Annotated in this window: 13 protein-coding genes and 1 riboswitch; of the genes, 7 read left to right on the top strand and 6 right to left on the bottom strand. The window is 43.1% G+C overall.

What is annotated here, in order from left to right:
• Nucleotides 1-300 precede the first annotated feature (300 nt).
• The 6 genes from ilvN to E5A76_RS00220 all read right to left on the bottom strand — a co-directional run bounded on the left by ilvN (nucleotide 301) and on the right by E5A76_RS00220 (nucleotide 7,955).
• Nucleotides 301-798 carry an acetolactate synthase small subunit gene (gene ilvN, locus E5A76_RS00245; protein ID WP_008989809.1) on the bottom strand — a complete coding sequence of 166 codons (498 nt, stop codon included), beginning with the start codon at nucleotides 796-798 and terminating at the stop codon, nucleotides 301-303.
• On the bottom strand, nucleotides 798-2,516 hold the full coding sequence (locus tag E5A76_RS00240) for an acetolactate synthase 3 large subunit (RefSeq protein ID WP_161117768.1): 1,719 nt from the start codon (nucleotides 2,514-2,516) through the stop codon (nucleotides 798-800). The genes ilvN and E5A76_RS00240 overlap by 1 nt, the downstream gene beginning before the upstream one ends.
• Before the next feature lie 326 nt (nucleotides 2,517-2,842).
• A complete protein-coding gene (locus E5A76_RS00235) occupies nucleotides 2,843-4,666 on the bottom strand; it encodes an AMP-dependent synthetase/ligase (protein WP_053987226.1) in 1,824 nt (607 codons plus the stop codon).
• Between the two features lie 369 nt (nucleotides 4,667-5,035).
• Nucleotides 5,036-5,992, bottom strand: a complete 957-nt coding sequence (gene leuO, locus E5A76_RS00230) for a transcriptional regulator LeuO (protein ID WP_161117767.1) — start codon at nucleotides 5,990-5,992, stop codon at nucleotides 5,036-5,038.
• Between the two features lie 324 nt (nucleotides 5,993-6,316).
• Nucleotides 6,317-7,435, bottom strand: a complete 1,119-nt coding sequence (locus E5A76_RS00225; protein WP_161117766.1) for an MJ1255/VC2487 family glycosyltransferase — start codon at nucleotides 7,433-7,435, stop codon at nucleotides 6,317-6,319.
• Nucleotides 7,436-7,445: 10 nt separating this feature from the next.
• Nucleotides 7,446-7,955: a phosphatase PAP2 family protein gene (locus E5A76_RS00220; RefSeq protein ID WP_161117765.1), complete on the bottom strand. Its 510-nt coding sequence runs from the start codon at nucleotides 7,953-7,955 to the stop codon at nucleotides 7,446-7,448.
• A gap of 510 nt (nucleotides 7,956-8,465) precedes the next feature.
• Between E5A76_RS00220 and leuA the strand changes: the two genes are divergently transcribed.
• The 7 genes from leuA to thiQ all read left to right on the top strand — a co-directional run bounded on the left by leuA (nucleotide 8,466) and on the right by thiQ (nucleotide 17,050).
• Nucleotides 8,466-10,007: a 2-isopropylmalate synthase gene (leuA, locus tag E5A76_RS00215; protein WP_023932259.1), complete on the top strand. Its 1,542-nt coding sequence runs from the start codon at nucleotides 8,466-8,468 to the stop codon at nucleotides 10,005-10,007.
• A gap of 61 nt (nucleotides 10,008-10,068) precedes the next feature.
• Nucleotides 10,069-11,157: a 3-isopropylmalate dehydrogenase gene (leuB, locus tag E5A76_RS00210; RefSeq protein ID WP_161117764.1), complete on the top strand. Its 1,089-nt coding sequence runs from the start codon at nucleotides 10,069-10,071 to the stop codon at nucleotides 11,155-11,157.
• A gap of 13 nt (nucleotides 11,158-11,170) precedes the next feature.
• Complete coding sequence (gene leuC, locus E5A76_RS00205; RefSeq protein WP_161117763.1) at nucleotides 11,171-12,604, top strand: 3-isopropylmalate dehydratase large subunit; 1,434 nt, start codon at nucleotides 11,171-11,173, stop codon at nucleotides 12,602-12,604.
• A 15-nt stretch (nucleotides 12,605-12,619) separates the two neighbouring features.
• Nucleotides 12,620-13,222, top strand: a complete 603-nt coding sequence (gene leuD / locus E5A76_RS00200) for a 3-isopropylmalate dehydratase small subunit (RefSeq protein WP_161117762.1) — start codon at nucleotides 12,620-12,622, stop codon at nucleotides 13,220-13,222.
• 263 nt (nucleotides 13,223-13,485) lie between these two features.
• Nucleotides 13,486-13,598: riboswitch (TPP riboswitch) on the top strand.
• Between the two features lie 109 nt (nucleotides 13,599-13,707).
• Entirely contained in the window at nucleotides 13,708-14,706 is a 999-nt protein-coding gene (gene thiB, locus E5A76_RS00195; RefSeq protein ID WP_161117761.1) for a thiamine ABC transporter substrate binding subunit, read from the top strand.
• A 42-nt stretch (nucleotides 14,707-14,748) separates the two neighbouring features.
• Nucleotides 14,749-16,329 (top strand): thiamine/thiamine pyrophosphate ABC transporter permease ThiP, encoded by a 1,581-nt coding sequence (gene thiP, locus E5A76_RS00190; RefSeq protein WP_187695513.1) that lies wholly within the window; start codon nucleotides 14,749-14,751, stop codon nucleotides 16,327-16,329.
• Nucleotides 16,316-17,050, top strand: a complete 735-nt coding sequence (gene thiQ / locus E5A76_RS00185; protein ID WP_161117759.1) for a thiamine ABC transporter ATP-binding protein — start codon at nucleotides 16,316-16,318, stop codon at nucleotides 17,048-17,050. Before thiP ends, thiQ begins: the two co-directional genes overlap by 14 nt.
• Nucleotides 17,051-17,116: the final 66 nt, after the last annotated feature.

Here is a 17,116-nt window from a genome sequence, read left to right as displayed (position 1 = left end):
AAAGCTCGCTAACCACTTAGCGAGCTTTTTAGATCTTACCAGCCAAAAATCTCTTTATGATGGGTATTGAGTAGTAAAACTACCAATAAAAAGTAGATAGCACTCACTTTAAACCCCAAAATAACCAGAGTAGCTGTGGTTAATCGGACCAAAAATTGCTGCAGCATCGCTTACCTCTGTGGTACAGCGCTTCCCTGCCTTCTGCTCCTCAATTAATCTTAGTCTATGTTTATTAAACCATTACAAACAAAAGAGCCGATTGCTGCTATCAACAATCGGCTCAATATTAATCGGCTATGATTATGCTCTTAATGCACGCTCTCCACGGGCCATACCCACGACACCACTTCTAGCAACTTCAATAATTTCAGTTGCCTCACCAACAGCTTCCAGAAAAGCATCAAGTTTATCGCCAGTACCTGCAAGTTGAATGGTGTATAGCTGACTGGTCACATCAATGATCTGTCCACGGAAAATATCTGCAGTGCGTTTAACTTCTGCGCGAGCAAAACCACTGGCTTTCACTTTCACTAACATCAGTTCACGCTCTACATGTTCCGACTCAGTAACATTACTCACTTTTAAAATATCGATCAGCTTATGCAGTTGTTTTTCAATCTGCTCATAAGCCGATTCATTTTTAACATTTGTCGTAATGTTTAAACGAGAAAGCGTTGGATCATCAGTTGGTGCAACGGTTAACGATTCAATGTTGTAGCCACGCTGAGAAAACAGACCAACCACACGAGACAATGCGCCCGGTTGGTTTTCAAGTAATACTGAAATGATTCTACGCATTATGTTCTCTCCGTTTTACTTAGCCACATCTCATTCATTGCACCACCACGGATCAACATTGGGTACACATGCTCCGTTTCATCGACGCTGATATCGATGAAGACTAATTTATCTTTCAGTGCTAACGCTTTTTCTAATTCACTTTCTAATTTATTCGGATCTGAGATACGTACACCAACATGGCCATAGGCTTCAGCTATAGCAGCAAAATCAGGTACTGAGTCCATGTAAGAGTGAGAATGTCGACCTTGGTAGATCATGTCTTGCCACTGCTTAACCATGCCTAAGAAACGGTTGTTTAAGTTAATAATTTTAACTGGGATATCATATTGCAGTGCGGTCGATAGCTCTTGAATATTCATCTGAATACTGCCATCCCCCGTGACACACACCACTTCTGCATCAGGCAGGGCAAACTTCACCCCCATCGCAGCTGGAAGACCAAAGCCCATGGTGCCAAGACCACCTGAATTGATCCAACGGCGAGGCTTATCAAACGGATAATAGAGAGCAGCAAACATTTGGTGCTGACCTACATCTGAGGCAACATACGCATCACCATCAGTTAAACGGTGCAGCGCTTCAATCACTTGTTGTGGCTTAATACGCTCGTTACTCGTCTCGTAGTTTAAACATTGGCGATCACGCCATGTTGTGATCTCTTGCCACCATTGCTCTATAGCAGCTTGATCATTTTTCACTTCGTGCTCTTTTAATTGTTTTAGCATTTGATTTAAAACAGTATCAGCAGAGCCAACAATAGGAATATCAGCAGAAACCGTTTTTGATATTGATGATGGATCAATATCAATATGCATGATGGTCGCATCAGGGCAATACTTCTCTAAGTTATTGGTCGTACGATCATCAAAACGCACACCTACCCCAAAGATCAGATCAGCATTGTGCATCGCCATATTGGCTTCATAAGTCCCGTGCATACCTAACATGCCTAGACATTGCTTATGAGTACCGGGAAACGCACCAAGCCCCATTAAAGTATTAACTACTGGAATATTTAATGATTCAGCAAGCTCTATCAACTGCTCGCTACACGATGACATGATCGCGCCACCACCAACATATAAGACGGGCTTTTTCGCAGACAGCAATGCTTTTACGCCGCGTTTAATTTGGCCTTTATGGCCTTGCGTAGTGGGATTATAAGAGCGAAGGGCAATCGACTCTGGATATTGATAAGGATACGCTTCTGCAGGGTTTAGCATATCTTTTGGAATATCGACCACAACAGGACCAGGACGCCCTGTTGACGCAATGTAGAATGCTTTTTTAATGATCGCTGGAATGTCTTCAGGCTTGGTCACTAAAAAGCTGTGTTTCACCACCGGACGTGAGATCCCGACCATATCACATTCTTGAAAAGCATCATTACCAATCAAGCTACTCATTACCTGACCGGATAGCACCACCATTGGGATAGAATCCATATAGGCCGTTGCGATACCTGTAATAGCATTGGTTGCGCCAGGGCCTGATGTGACAAGCACAACACCAACTTCACCCGTTGCACGCGCGTAACCATCAGCCATATGCACAGCGGCTTGTTCATGGCGAACAAGGACGTGTTCAATATCGCTTTTCTCATGAAGGGCATCGTAGATATCAAGAACTGAGCCACCAGGGTAGCCGAATATATGCTTAACGCCTTGATCGATCATAGAACGTACGATCATATCAGCGCCGGACAACATCTCCATATTTTGTCTCCAGGTCGATGAAACATAGTTAGGGCTTATTTTTAGCCTAATAAACACATGATCTTGTCATGCTATGTATGCTGCGCTAAGTCATAACAAAACGCAGTTACCTGTAACAACTTTAACGCCTTTGCAGCATTTAGATCCAGTAGCTAAATAGAGTTTACGGTTAAAATCTAACAAATGACTTATTCATAAGTATTTCTACAAACAACCTCTTTGGTTGCCATATCAATAACTAGATTATTAAGCCGATACCAAACATGTCACTAGTGATAATAAAAAAGGAGCCCCAAGAGGCTCCTTAATTTATTAAAAGTAAAACATTAATCGTCTTTATGAGAGGCCTTTTTATGGCTTTCTTCATACATTCGTTCAATTTCTTGATGGTAACGATCTTGGATCACTTTACGACGCAGTTTTTGCGTTGGGGTTAATTCACCATGATCCATCGAGAACGATTTTGGTAACAAGGTAAATTTCTTCACTTGCTCGAAACGGGCTAAGTCTTTTTGTAGCTCTACCACACGCTTTTCAATCAACTCAACAATTTGGCTATGTTTGATCAGCTCTAAACGGTCTTTATATTTGATATTCAATTCACGAGCGTGCTCTTCAAGGGTCTCAAAACACGGAACGATAAGCGCTGATACAAACTTACGGGTATCCGCAATAACAGCAATTTGTTCGATGAAGTGATCTTTACCGATAGCCCCTTCAATCACTTGTGGTGCGATGTATTTACCACCAGAAGTCTTCATCAACTCTTTGATACGATCAGTGATAAACAAATTACCTTGCTCATCAATAAAGCCTGCATCACCCGTTTTCAAAAAACCATCTTCAGTGAAGTTTTTCGCTGTCTCTTCAGGCATGTTGTAGTAACCACGCATCACCATTGGACCACGTACTAAGATCTCGTTTTCTTGACCGATCTTCACTTCAGCACCTGGCATTGGCATACCGATGGAATCAGGGTTATAACAGCTGTCATCCCAACAAGATACGGTTGCTGTGGTTTCAGTCATGCCATAACCCAGCTTCACATTAATACCGATGGCATGAAAGAAACGACCGATACCTGCATCCAGTTTTGCACCACCACATGGCATGAATTTAATGTTACCACCGAGCACTGCCTGCAGTTTTGATAACACCACTTTCTCAGCTAATGCATAAGATTTCTTCAATAACCAAGATGGCTCACGACATTCTTGGCGTGCAACCGACATCTTAGCGCCCATATTAACCGCCCATGTGAAGATCATTTTACGGTGTAATGGTGCACGAGAAACTTTGTCGTGAATACCAGAGTAAATTTTTTCAAATACGCGTGGTACCGCTGACATGTAATGCGGTTTTACTGTTACTAACGCTTCTTTTAACTTGTTTGTATCTGACAGATAACAGTTCACCACACCACGATGGAGCACATAGAACGTCCATGCGCGCTCAAATACGTGTGATAACGGTAAGAAACACAGTGATGTGTCGCCTTCATCTAAAGCTAAACGCTGATCGTGCGCTTCGATTTGTGAAGCAATATTCGCGTAATCTAGCATTACCCCTTTAGGTGTACCAGTTGTACCCGAGGTGTAAATAAGGGTGATCAGATCATCCATTGCTTGTTCAGCTAAACGGGCATCTAGCTCTTGCTGATACTCTACGCTTGCTTGATTAACAAAGTCATTGTAATGACAAGCTAATGGGTGCTTAGGAATAACGACATCATCAGATAAAGCAACAATTCGCTCTAACTGAGGGCATTGTTCTGCAATTTCGACAGCCGCATCCATTTGCGCCTGCTCGCCAACAAATAAAACTTTTACGCTTGCATCTTGCAGAATATAAGCTGCTTGTTGCGGTGTACTTGTTGGGTAAATAGGAACAGTAATACAACGATTGTATAAAGTAGCAAAATCAGCCACAGTCCAACGAGGCATATTATTTGAGAAAATACCTACTTTATCTTGAACTTGTAGACCCTGACGCAATAGCGCTAACGCCAATTGCTGAATTTGTTCACCAAAACAATTCCAACTAATATCTTGCCATTCACCATCAACTTGATGACGTAATGCTGCCTTCTCGCCTAAACGGGCAATTTGGCTACGAATGCGGTGAACAATATGAAAATCGTGTTGTGCCATAAGTACTCTGTTTTTTTAGCTTACACTTGTAAGCTGATTCGAGATATGCAGTCTACAATTCAGCCTATAAAAAGCCAACCATAACGCGCATAAAAATATCTATTCTGATGCCCGAACTTCACTCTACGCCTTATGAATAAAGGCTATCAAACGACTTTTTGAGCAATTGATAAAAGTGTAAGAATCTATAAATAACATGGACGAACAGCGAAACCCCACGCTTACACTTATATACCGAAGTGACTTGAGTATATTAATAATATTATCATTTCACTTCTCGTATTTACTGCTCTTACCACTACTGTTCATAGGGATATAATAAAAAAGGTCAGCAACTAGGCTGACCTCTCTTTCAATGATGCTTATAGATTACTGTGCTAGATCGCCACAGATAGCCATTAATTGATCGCGCATCCAAATGTTACCTTTGTCTTTTTGTGTTGATTCATGCCAACTTAGGTAACCGCTGATCTTGTTGTTCGCAAATGGTAGCTCTAATACCTTTAATTGTAGGTTATCAGCCACAGATTCCGCTAACCAACGAGGTGCTACAGCAATCAGCTCAGATTGACCTACAACGTACATAATATTGCTCAGGCTTGCACCTTGATATGCTTCGTTATAATTCACAGCTTGATTGTAAATATGATCAGCAAAGTTTTTTACTTCTGGTACATTTTTAAGTACCGCATGCATTTCATGGTTAAACTCGGATTCTGAAATAGTATCACCTAAACGCGGGTGCTTATCTGAAGCGATAACCACTAGCTCATCGCTGAACAATTCTGTACTACAAAAACCTTGCTCATCAAAGCGTACATAATCAATAACAAAATCGATTTCCTGATAACGCAATTTTTGTGCTAAATCCGCTTCAAATTCTGCTTCAAGTTGTACACGCAAGTTCGGCGCTTGAGTGCTCATTTCTGTCAGAATTTGTGGTGCAAAACGCATGTCTGAAGGGCTACAAATAGCAAGCTTAAATGAGCGGTTCGATGTCTGAGGACTAAAGATAGAGCACGGCAATTCATTCTTCACTAATTGCAACGCTTGGCGTAATGGACCAAACAATTGTTTTGCTCGTTGAGTAGGTTGAATACCACGGCCATGGCGAATAAAAAGTTCATCATTGAACATAACTTTCAGGCGAGCAACAGCATTACTTACAGCAGGTTGTGACATACCCAAATTATGTGCAGCACGAGTGATATTTTGCTCTTGCATCACGGCATCAAAAACCGTCAATAAGTTAAGATCAACACTACGTAATGTCGATTCCATTGAGTAATTGTCTGCTGGGTAAACTGTAGATGTCTTACGTGTCATGTTATGCCTCTAATTATTAATTTATAGGCATATCCGTTATGCCAGCAGTAACTTAGAAGCCTAACGCTAACTTCTAGTGTTACTCCCCTAAACTCGGGATGAGGCAAGTATTATCCAAACCGATTGATGAGACTAATAATAGAAAATAAGCGATCATGAAGATTGTATGAATTGATAAACATTCAGAAAACAAAACATTAAAAATCAAACAGATAGTTGATACATAAAATAAATAAAAAAAGATATAAATAAAAATTTAGATCGTTTTTTAATATAAAACATCACCACCGATTCAAGAATAATCAGTACTCTAAGGTCATTAATTCACTTCATTAATGGTTTAGTTAACGAAAGGTTCGAGGTGATATATTGGCTTTCTGGATAATGCTCTGACATCACTTCACAAACTAATTCAGGGAATTCAACTTGCGACCAAAGTGTATTTTGCAGCGTTGTTATATCATCCCAATCACCACTAAGTAACCACTTACCAACTTCACTTGCAACATCAGGAATTTTGACTCGTCCTACACTTTCACTATCTAGCCATACTCGCATCGTCGTGACATCTAACGACTGAGTCACATGAGCCAATCCCATCATTGCTAAAGTAGCAACATTACTGCTCTGTTCAAATTGTCCTTGTAGTGGTTTCAACAACAATTTTTTACCCAGTGAAATCGCCTCCGATGGCAGTTCAAACCCACCGTTTGCCACCACGCCTTTGCATTGATGTAAGTGATGATGAAAACCATCACGACTAAGTGGTTTTAACTGTACATTTTGCCACTGAGATTCAATCTCAATATCGGGGTGATAACAGACAAAATTGATCGACTGAAAGTGGGAAAGTAATTCAGTAATTTGAGTTAAGGACTCAAATGGCAAATACACTAAGATGAACGATGCTTGATTGATGCTTGGCTTATCAAAACAAGGAATAATCGGCGGTAATATTGGACAGTTAAAATGATACCAATGTAGTCCAATTTGATACTGAGTTGGAGCAAAATAACGCGTCAATAATCGATCACATAAGCTGTCGTTAACCTTAGGTACATGATGAAGAAATGCCGCTTGGTGGCTAAGCGATAAACTCGGTACTTGCTGTTGCTTGGCTGCCCATGCTGTTACTGGCTCAAAATCATTAAGCACCAAATCATAATCGGATAAATCGAGCGCTTTCACTTCTTGACGAAAATAACCTAACTTCAGATGACGCCACGTTTTCCACTTTTGCACGCAGCCTTGCTCGGTAACAAACGTCAGCCCTTTACCTACCTGAAAATCTCCAAAGCACGCCATATCAAAAAATTTATCGGCGGCTCGACCTGAAAAATAATAATCAACTTGGCAATCTAAGCCTTGAAAGGCCCGTGCCATTTCACGAGCGCGAGAAATATGACCATTGCCAGTACCTTGGATCCCATAAAGTATTTTCATTGTTTATTCCTCACAAGGTAACACTGACTAATTCAAAGCAAACAAGGCCTAATAACGCACCTGCCACAATGTCGCTAAAGTAATGCACTCCCAGCAACACACGAGATAGTCCAATACAGCCAGCCCAACACCAAGCCAATAGGCTAAAAGCAGGAAAAAAACTTGAAATCAACGCCGCCATCATAAAAGCAGCCGCGGTATGACCTGACGGCAAGCTGTAGCGATCGGAAGGTTTAATAAAGGTGGGTAAACTGACTGGGCGATCGCGTTTGAAGCTATTTTTCAACAGCCAGTACAGGGGCAATTCAAGTAAAAACATCAATAAGCCATAGCGAAGAAATGCACTACCTTGTTGATCATCAATCAACCACACCATCAAGCCAATCAAAGCATAAAGGTGGCCATCACCAGTACGAGAGACAATACGGCTGATCTTGGCTACAGAAGGGGTAAAACGATGACAAAGACAAAGCGTTGAAAAGGCATAGTCAAAACGATGAATAGGGCTTAATAACGTCATCTATCAATCTCCTTTTTATAATTATCACTAGCATAAAAAGGAGTTATGACAGCAAAGTTAAGCTTCAAAGGAGACTCAATGACAATCCATTTATCTATTTAAAAGCAAGCAAATGTTAGCTAAATGTAATGAATGAAGATGCTTTAAAATAATATTGATAGCAGCATGCCTTGTGCTCATATCGAGAAACAACACTTTCCTTTAATTTAAAATCAACACTTTAATGGCATATTTGTAAAATAAACGTAATTATTGGTTGACCTTTGACCTGTCTATTTGGTATTCATTTGTTAATTAACTTTATATAAGTGTGTACAAGATGAAAAAGCATTTCTCGTTACTCCTAAGCCTCCTCCTTATCGTGACTTAATCGCGCGGGTTGCTTATGGGTGGGAAATGCCACTGATGAATTTAGAACCCGCGCCACTTGCGCGGGTTTTTTCATATATCGGACTAGCGCAAGTGAATGCGAACTAACCTGTAACGGTAATAGACTAAAAGGAAGTAGCAATGAAAGATCAGGTCATTATTTTCGATACTACGCTACGTGACGGTGAGCAGGCGCTATCAGCAAGCCTAACCGTAAAAGAAAAGCTACAGATCGCATACGCATTAGAACGTCTAGGTGTTGATGTTATTGAGGCGGGTTTCCCTGTTTCATCACCAGGTGATTTTGAGTCAGTGCAGACCATTGCCAAAAATATCAAAAATAGTCGTGTTTGTGCCCTTTCTCGTGCCGTTGCGAAAGATATTGATGTGGCAGCAGAATCTTTAAAAGTCGCAGAAGCTTTTCGTATTCATACTTTTATTTCTACTTCGACCGTTCACGTCCAAGACAAACTGCGTCGCAGCTATGATGACGTGATTGAGATGGGTGTTGCCGCAGTTAAACGTGCTCGCAATTACACTGATGATGTCGAGTTTTCTTGTGAAGATGCAGGTCGCACTCCTATTGATAACCTGTGTCGTATGGTAGAAGCTGCGATCAATGCAGGCGCAAACACCATTAATATTCCAGATACCGTAGGCTACACCCTACCAAGTGAATTTGGTGGCATCATCACTCAGCTATTTAACCGCGTCCCGAATATCGATAAAGCCATCATCTCGGTTCACTGTCATGATGATTTAGGGATGTCTGTTGCTAACTCAATGGCAGCAGTTCAAGCGGGTGCTCGCCAAGTGGAAGGGACGATTAACGGCTTAGGTGAACGTGCAGGTAACTGTTCGCTAGAAGAGATCGCCATGATCATCAAAACCCGTCAAGAGCTACTTGGCGTGACGACCAATATCAAGCACGATGAAATTCACCGCACCAGTAAAATGGTCAGCCAACTATGTAACATGCCTATTCAGGCCAACAAAGCGATTGTCGGTGCTAATGCCTTTAGTCACTCATCAGGTATTCACCAAGATGGCATGCTAAAGAATAAGAACACCTATGAAATCATGACACCAGAGTCTATTGGTCTGAAAAACCAAGCACTCAACCTAACCAGCCGTTCCGGTCGTGCCGCAGTGAAAAGCCATATGGATGCCATGGGTTACACCGAAAACGAATACAACCTAGATAAGTTGTACGCTGATTTCCTAAAACTGGCAGATCGTAAAGGTCAGGTGTTTGATTACGATCTTGAAGCACTGATGCATTTTTCCAACCTGCGTGATGAAGATGACTACTTCAAACTAAATTACCTAAGTGTGCAATCAGGTAGCGTAATGGCAACCACCAGCATCAAGCTGCAATGTGGTGATGAAGAAAAGTGTGAAGCAGCTGTCGGCAATGGTCCGGTTGATGCGCTATACCAATGTATTTACCGTTTAACGGGTTACGACATTGTATTGGATAAGTTTGATCTAACCGCCAAAGGTGAAGGCGAAGATGGCCTAGGTCAGGCCGATATTATCGCTAACTATAAAGGCAGAAAATACCACGGTACGGGTCTCGCAACTGATATTGTTGAAGCCTCTGGTCAAGCCCTACTGCACGTTATTAATAGTATTCACCGTGCCGATCAAATTGAAGAGATCAAACAGCGCTCTGCTCATTGAGCTGATAGCAAACCAAGATAACGAATTTTAATGTTTACATAATTACGGAGAGCAACAAGCCATGGCAGGTTCTTACAAAATTGCAGTTCTACCCGGTGACGGGATTGGCCCTGAAGTGATGCAGCAAGCACATAAAGTGCTAGATGCTGTTGAAGCTAAATTTAATCTTACCTTTGCTCGTACCGAGTATGATGTCGGCGGGATTGCTATCGACAACCACGGTTGCCCACTACCTGATGCAACCCTAAAAGGGTGTGAAGAGGCTGACGCAGTGCTATTTGGCTCTGTCGGTGGTCCTAAATGGGAACATCTTGCGCCCAACGATCAACCAGAGCGTGGTGCTCTACTGCCGCTACGTAAACACTTCCAACTCTTTTGTAATCTTCGCCCAGCCCAAATCCACCGTGGTCTAGAGAAGTTTTCACCACTGCGTGCTGATATTTCTGAGCGTGGCTTTGATATTGCGGTAGTACGTGAACTAACGGGCGGTATCTACTTTGGTCAGCCAAAAGGTCGTGAAGGTGAAGGCGATCAAGAAAAAGCGTTCGATACCGAAGTTTACTACCGTTATGAGATTGAACGTATTGCCAAGATTGCCTTTGAATCAGCACGTCTTCGTAGCAAGAAAGTGTGCTCGATTGATAAAGCGAACGTACTACAAAGCTCAATTCTATGGCGTGAAGTGGTCGAAGAAGTGGCAAAAGACTACCCTGATGTCTGCCTTAGCCACATGTATATTGATAATGCGACGATGCAGCTGATTAAAGATCCTTCGCAGTTTGATGTGATGCTATGTTCAAACATCTTCGGCGACATCATTTCAGATGAATGTGCCATGATCACAGGCTCTATGGGTATGTTGCCATCAGCCAGCCTTAACCAAGATAAGTTTGGCATGTACGAACCTGCGGGCGGCTCTGCGCCTGATATTGCTGGCAAGAATATCGCTAACCCTGTGGCACAGATCCTATCAGCGGCACTGATGCTACGTTACAGTCTTGGTGAAGAAAAAGCCGCACGCACTATTGAGCAAGCAGTATCACAAGCACTGGAAGCCGGTGAACTCACAGCGGATCTTGCCAGTGATAAACCTGCATTAACCACCTCTGAAATGGGCGATAGGATCGCTGCATACATTCAGCAAGCATAAGGGAGCATGAGCAATGTCGAACACTAATAATAGCGCCCCTAAAACGCTTTACGAGAAAGTTTACGATGCCCACGTTGCTGTTGCAGCGCAAGGCGAAAACCCGATCCTGTATATCGATCGCCACTTAGTGCATGAGGTGACATCACCACAAGCCTTTGATGGTCTGCGTGAAAAAGGCCGTAAAGTACGCCAAGTATCAAAAACCTTTGCCACCATGGATCACAATGTCTCTACTCAAACTAAAGACATTAATGCCTCTGGTGAAATGGCACGCATTCAAATGGAAACGTTAGCCAAAAACTGTGAAGAATTTGGTGTCACCCTGTACGATCTAAACCATAAATATCAAGGTATTGTGCACGTTATGGGCCCAGAGCTAGGTATTACGCTACCGGGTATGACCATTGTTTGTGGTGACTCACACACCGCCACGCACGGTGCCTTTGGCGCACTGGCCTTTGGTATTGGTACTTCTGAAGTTGAGCACGTTCTAGCAACTCAGACCCTAAAGCAATCTCGTGCCAAAACCATGAAGATTGAAGTAAAAGGTAAGGTTGCTGAAGGCATTACCGCTAAAGATATCGTCCTTGCGATCATTGGTAAAACCACTGCCGCTGGCGGTACGGGTTATGTGGTGGAGTTCTGTGGTGAAGCCATTACCGATCTGAGTATGGAAGGTCGTATGACCGTCTGTAACATGGCAATTGAACTGGGCGCAAAAGCCGGTTTGATCGCACCAGATCAAACTACCTTTGATTATATTAAAGATCGTGAATTTGCACCAAAAGGCGCTGACTTTGATGCAGCAGTCGAGTACTGGACATCACTGAAATCGGATCCTGATGCTAAGTTTGATGCAGTCGTCACCCTTGATGCGAAAGAGATTAAACCACAAGTGACATGGGGAACTAACCCAGGTCAAGTGATTGCCGTTGACGAGCCAATTCCAGCACCTGAAAGCTTTAGCGATCCAGTAGAAAAAGCATCAGCGGAAAAAGCGTTGGCTTACATGGGGCTAGAAGCAGGTAAAACCCTGTCTGATTTCTCTATTGATAAGGTCTTTATCGGTTCATGTACCAACTCACGTATTGAAGATATGCGTGCAGCAGCAGCGATTGCCAAAGGCCGTAAAGTCGCTCCGAATGTTCAGGCTCTGGTTGTACCGGGTTCAGAGCAAGTTAAAGCACAAGCGGAAAAAGAAGGGCTAGATAAAATCTTCATTGAAGCCGGCTTTGAATGGCGTCTACCTGGGTGCTCAATGTGCTTGGCAATGAATAACGATCGCTTAGGCCCAGGTGAGCGTTGTGCCTCAACCAGTAACCGTAACTTCGAAGGCCGCCAAGGTCGTGATGGACGTACTCACCTAGTAAGTCCTGCGATGGCAGCAGCCGCGGCATGTGCAGGTCACTTTGTCGATATTCGTCAACTAGACGCAGCTTCTGCGTAACAAAAGGATGTGAACATGACTGGTTTTAAACAACACACTGGGCTTGTCGTACCGCTAGATGCTGCCAACGTCGATACCGATGCGATTATTCCAAAACAATTTTTGCAGAAAGTCACCCGTACTGGATTTGGTAAACACCTTTTCCATGACTGGCGTTTCCTTGATGATGCAGGCGAGCAAAACAACCCTGATTTTGTAATGAATGCCCCGCGCTATCAAGGTGCAAGTATTCTGCTTGCCCGTGAAAACTTTGGCTGTGGTTCATCTCGTGAGCACGCACCATGGGCACTGGCTGATTACGGGATCCAAGTAATGATCGCACCAAGCTTTGCCGACATTTTCTACGGTAACTCGATCAACAATCAAATGGTGCCTGTTCGCCTAACCGAACAAGAAGTCGATGAGCTGTTCCAATTTGTTGAAACCAATGAAGGTGCAGAGATCACAGTTGATCTTGAGCAAATGAACGTTACCGCAAACGGCAAAACCTATTCATTCGAAATCGATGAATTCCGTCGCCACTGTTTGCTTAACGGTCTAGACAACATCGGCTTAACGCTACAACACGAAGATAAGATCGCCAGCTTTGAGAGCCAAATCCCTCGCTTCCTTGCTTGATCATTCATCATTTTAAACTTCATAGACGCCCTTGATGGGCGTTTATTTTTTGTCACTAATAACAAAACAAACAATAAAAGCAGGTTTTAGTCACTAAATACTCTATAGTCGTTTAGAAAACCGATTACTTACTATTATCAAGGAATACAACACCTTGATGAGAGAATGTTAATACTGTCATTGCTTTAAATAATATGCGCTTTGTCTACAACAGGTGGTGTATTCAGACGCTATCACTTATTTACTGTTACAGGTACAATGCATTGTTCTCATTGGGGAGCCTGTTGGCTGAGATTGTTAAGCATAACTGCTTTATACAGAACCCATCGAACCTGAACCAGGTAATGCTGGCGTAGGAATTGAGATACTCGACATTTAACTAAATGCTCGAGTCTGCTGCACCGCACGATGCGACAGCTCTCAAACCTGTGCCGCTCTCTCTTTCTATTTTTGTCCATAGGATGTCGGACATACCGGAGCGCATAGTGAAAAAAACAACCACTCTTCTACCACTTATCTCATTGTCACTGATCGCAAGCACTGCTTTTGCTGCCGACAATACTCTCAACGTCTACACCTACAGCTCATTTGCATCTGAATGGGGCCCGGGCCCTGTGATCAAGAAAGCATTTGAAGCACAATGTAATGGCTGTAAGGTGAATTTTGTTTCACTAGAAGATGGCGTCTCTATTTTAAATCGTGTGCGTCTTGAAGGTAAAAACAGCAAAGCCGATATTCTGTTAGGGCTTGATAATAACCTGATGACAGAAGCGAAAAACACTGGATTACTAACAACCTCTAACGTTGATACCAGTAAGCTAGCACTACCCAAAGGCTGGAATGACGATACATTCGTGCCTTATGACTATGGTTATTTTGCCTTTGTCTACGACAGTTCAAAACTACCAAATCCACCAGCAAGTCTTGATGCCTTGATCAAAGATCAAAACATTAGCGTGATCTACCAAGATCCTCGTACCTCAACCCCAGGCCAAGGTCTAATGTTGTGGATCAAGTCAGTATATGGTGATAAAGCACCGGAAATGTGGCAGCAACTAGCAAAACACACCGTCACTGTAACTAAAGGCTGGTCAGAAGCTTATAACATGTTTTTAAAAGGCGAGTCAGATATGGTGTTGTCATACACTACATCACCGGCTTATCACATCATTGCTGAGAACAAGCATCAGTACAAAGCGGCTGATTTTAAAGAAGGCCACTACATGCAAGTAGAAGTCGCAGCGAAGATGAAAAATAGCCCACACCCAAAACTGGCTGATGAGTTCATGCAATTTGTTGTCAGCGGTGCTTTCCAATCACAAATCGCTACCCACAACTGGATGTATCCAGTGACAAAACAAAGCTTACCGAAAGGATTTGATGAGCTAACCGTACCAAGCAAAGCCCTTGAGTTTAGTGCCGATGAAGTGGCAACACACCGCAAAGCTTGGATCCGCGAGTGGCAACAAGCATTGACTCAATAATGGTTTAAGACTTTGAACAAACGCATCACCTTATTGCCCGGTATGATCAGTGCCGGGCTGATCATTTTCATTGTCGTTTCTGCGCTGTATGCCTTAATCAGTGAAGCTGGCGACTGGCAACTTGCAACCTTATGGCATGATCCCTACCTGCGTCATGTAACGGGTTTTAGCTTCTATCAAGCGCTCCTTTCAACGCTACTTAGTATCATTCCAGCGATCCCCATCGCCTATGCCCTTTCTCGTCGTCAATTTATCGGCAAAGCCCTACTCCTTCGCCTCTTTGCGATGACATTGGTCATGCCCGTCTTAGTGGCCGTTTTTGGTTTGCTGTCTATTTATGGCAAAAGCGGCATCATCAGCGACAGTTTGGGAACACTTGGCTTACCACCATTAAATATTTATGGCTTAAGTGGGATCTTACTGGCACATGTATTTTTAAACTTGCCGCTTACGGTACGCTTTTTACTGCAAAGCCTCGATGGTATTCCTGCTGAGCAACATCAACTTGCTGCTCATTTAGGGATCACAGGATGGAGTAAGTTTCGCTTAATTGCATGGCCTCGACTACGCCAGCAGCTACTGCACATTGCCGGCTTAGTCTTCATGCTGTGCTTTACCAGTTTTGCGGTGATCATGTCATTAGGTGGCGGTCCTAAATCCACCACGATTGAACTCGCGATTTATCAAGCGCTGCGTTATGACTTTGATTTATCAACCGGTGCTATTTTGGCGCTATGGCAAATGCTGCTGTGTTGTTCGTTAGTATTGATCACTCAACGCTTTGCTAAACCACTATCAACCCTAAATGGCTCGATCAATAAAACGGTAGTGAACTATCACGATCACTGGCGTGCTAAATGTTGGGATGCCTTTTGGATCATCGTAGCATTACTGTTTGTCGTACCACCGATCATCGCTGTGGTCATTTCGGGTATTAACCGCCAATTGCTCACTATTTTAGAGCAAGAGCAACTCTGGTCCGCTATTTATAACTCGCTGCATATCGCCCTGTTTTCTTGTGTTATCGCTTTCTGTGCTGGGGTGATGATCTTGATCACCAGTCGCAGTTTACGTATAGCCCGTCGCAAGCTTGCCGCCGATGGTATCGAAATGATAGGTACCGTGATTTTAGTGACGCCGGGGCTGGTACTGAGTACCGGGATCTTCTTGTTATTGCGCCAATACACCGATGCTTACAGTGCTGCACTGTGGGTCGTAGTCTGTGTTAATGCCCTAATGGCGCTGCCGTATGTGATAAAAACATTAAGCCAGCCAATGCTGCATCTAGCGCAACAATATAATCCGTTATGTCGCAGTTTAGGTATGACACATCTATCACGATTACGCTTAGTTGAATGGCGTGCATTACGTGCTCCTATCGCTCAGGCTTTAGCGATAAGCTTTGTGTTATCACTAGGGGATTTAGGTGCCATAGCCCTATTTGGCAGCCAAGATTTTCAAACCTTGCCACTGTATTTATTTGAGTTAATGGGCAGTTATCGAATGGATGCTGCAGCCGTTGCAGCACTCGCTCTGCTGTTACTCAGCTTAGGTTTATTTAGTGTTGTCGAGTTTTTGGTTGTGACTCGCCATCGCCAAGGAGTTCATCATGCTAAACATTAATCAACTCAACTATACCTATTTGCCTCAACATAAAAATGAGGTTGCTATGGCGTTGAGCTTTGATGTTCAACTTGAGCAAGGTGACATCGCCGCCCTTATTGGCCCGAGCGGTGCGGGTAAAAGTACTCTATTGGCGCTTATTGCAGGCTTCCTCGTACCTGATAGCGGTGATATTACGATAAATGGTACATCTATCTGCCAGCTAGAGCCTGCACAGCGTCCGCTATCTATGCTATTTCAAGAGTACAATTTATTTCCCCACCTCAGTGTGTTTGAAAATATTGCATTGGGGATCAACCCTAAGCTTAAACTTACGACAGAGCAAAAAAAGCGGGTGATTGAGTGCGCCAAACAAGTAGGAATTGAGAGTTATCTTGAGCGTTTGCCAGAGCAGCTTTCTGGTGGTCAACGTCAACGGGTTGCGCTCGCACGTTGTTTACTTCGTGATCGTCCATTGCTGCTACTTGACGAACCATTCTCTGCGTTAGATCCCGCTCTTCGTGCTGAAATGCTGACGTTAGTGCAACAACTGGCGAAAGAGAAAAACATCACGGTATTAATGATCACCCACAGCCCTGATGACGCCAGAAAAATCGCCGATAAATGTATTTTTATTGATGATGGCAAAATTAAAACGGCAGGTGTAACGCAAACAATCCTTGATAATCCAAGCTTACCAGAGCTGAAAAAATACCTCGGATTAACGCCCACTGTGATTTGATTTATCGCTATCTACATTCAATTAACAACAAAAAAGCGAGCACCTAATATGCTCGCTTTTCATATC

The organism is Photobacterium lucens (assembly GCF_009873615.1).
GTDB classification, from domain to species: Bacteria; Pseudomonadota; Gammaproteobacteria; order Enterobacterales; family Vibrionaceae; genus Photobacterium; species Photobacterium lucens.
Note: the sequence above shows the minus strand (reverse complement) of the source record. Positions and strands in the feature narration are given on the sequence as shown.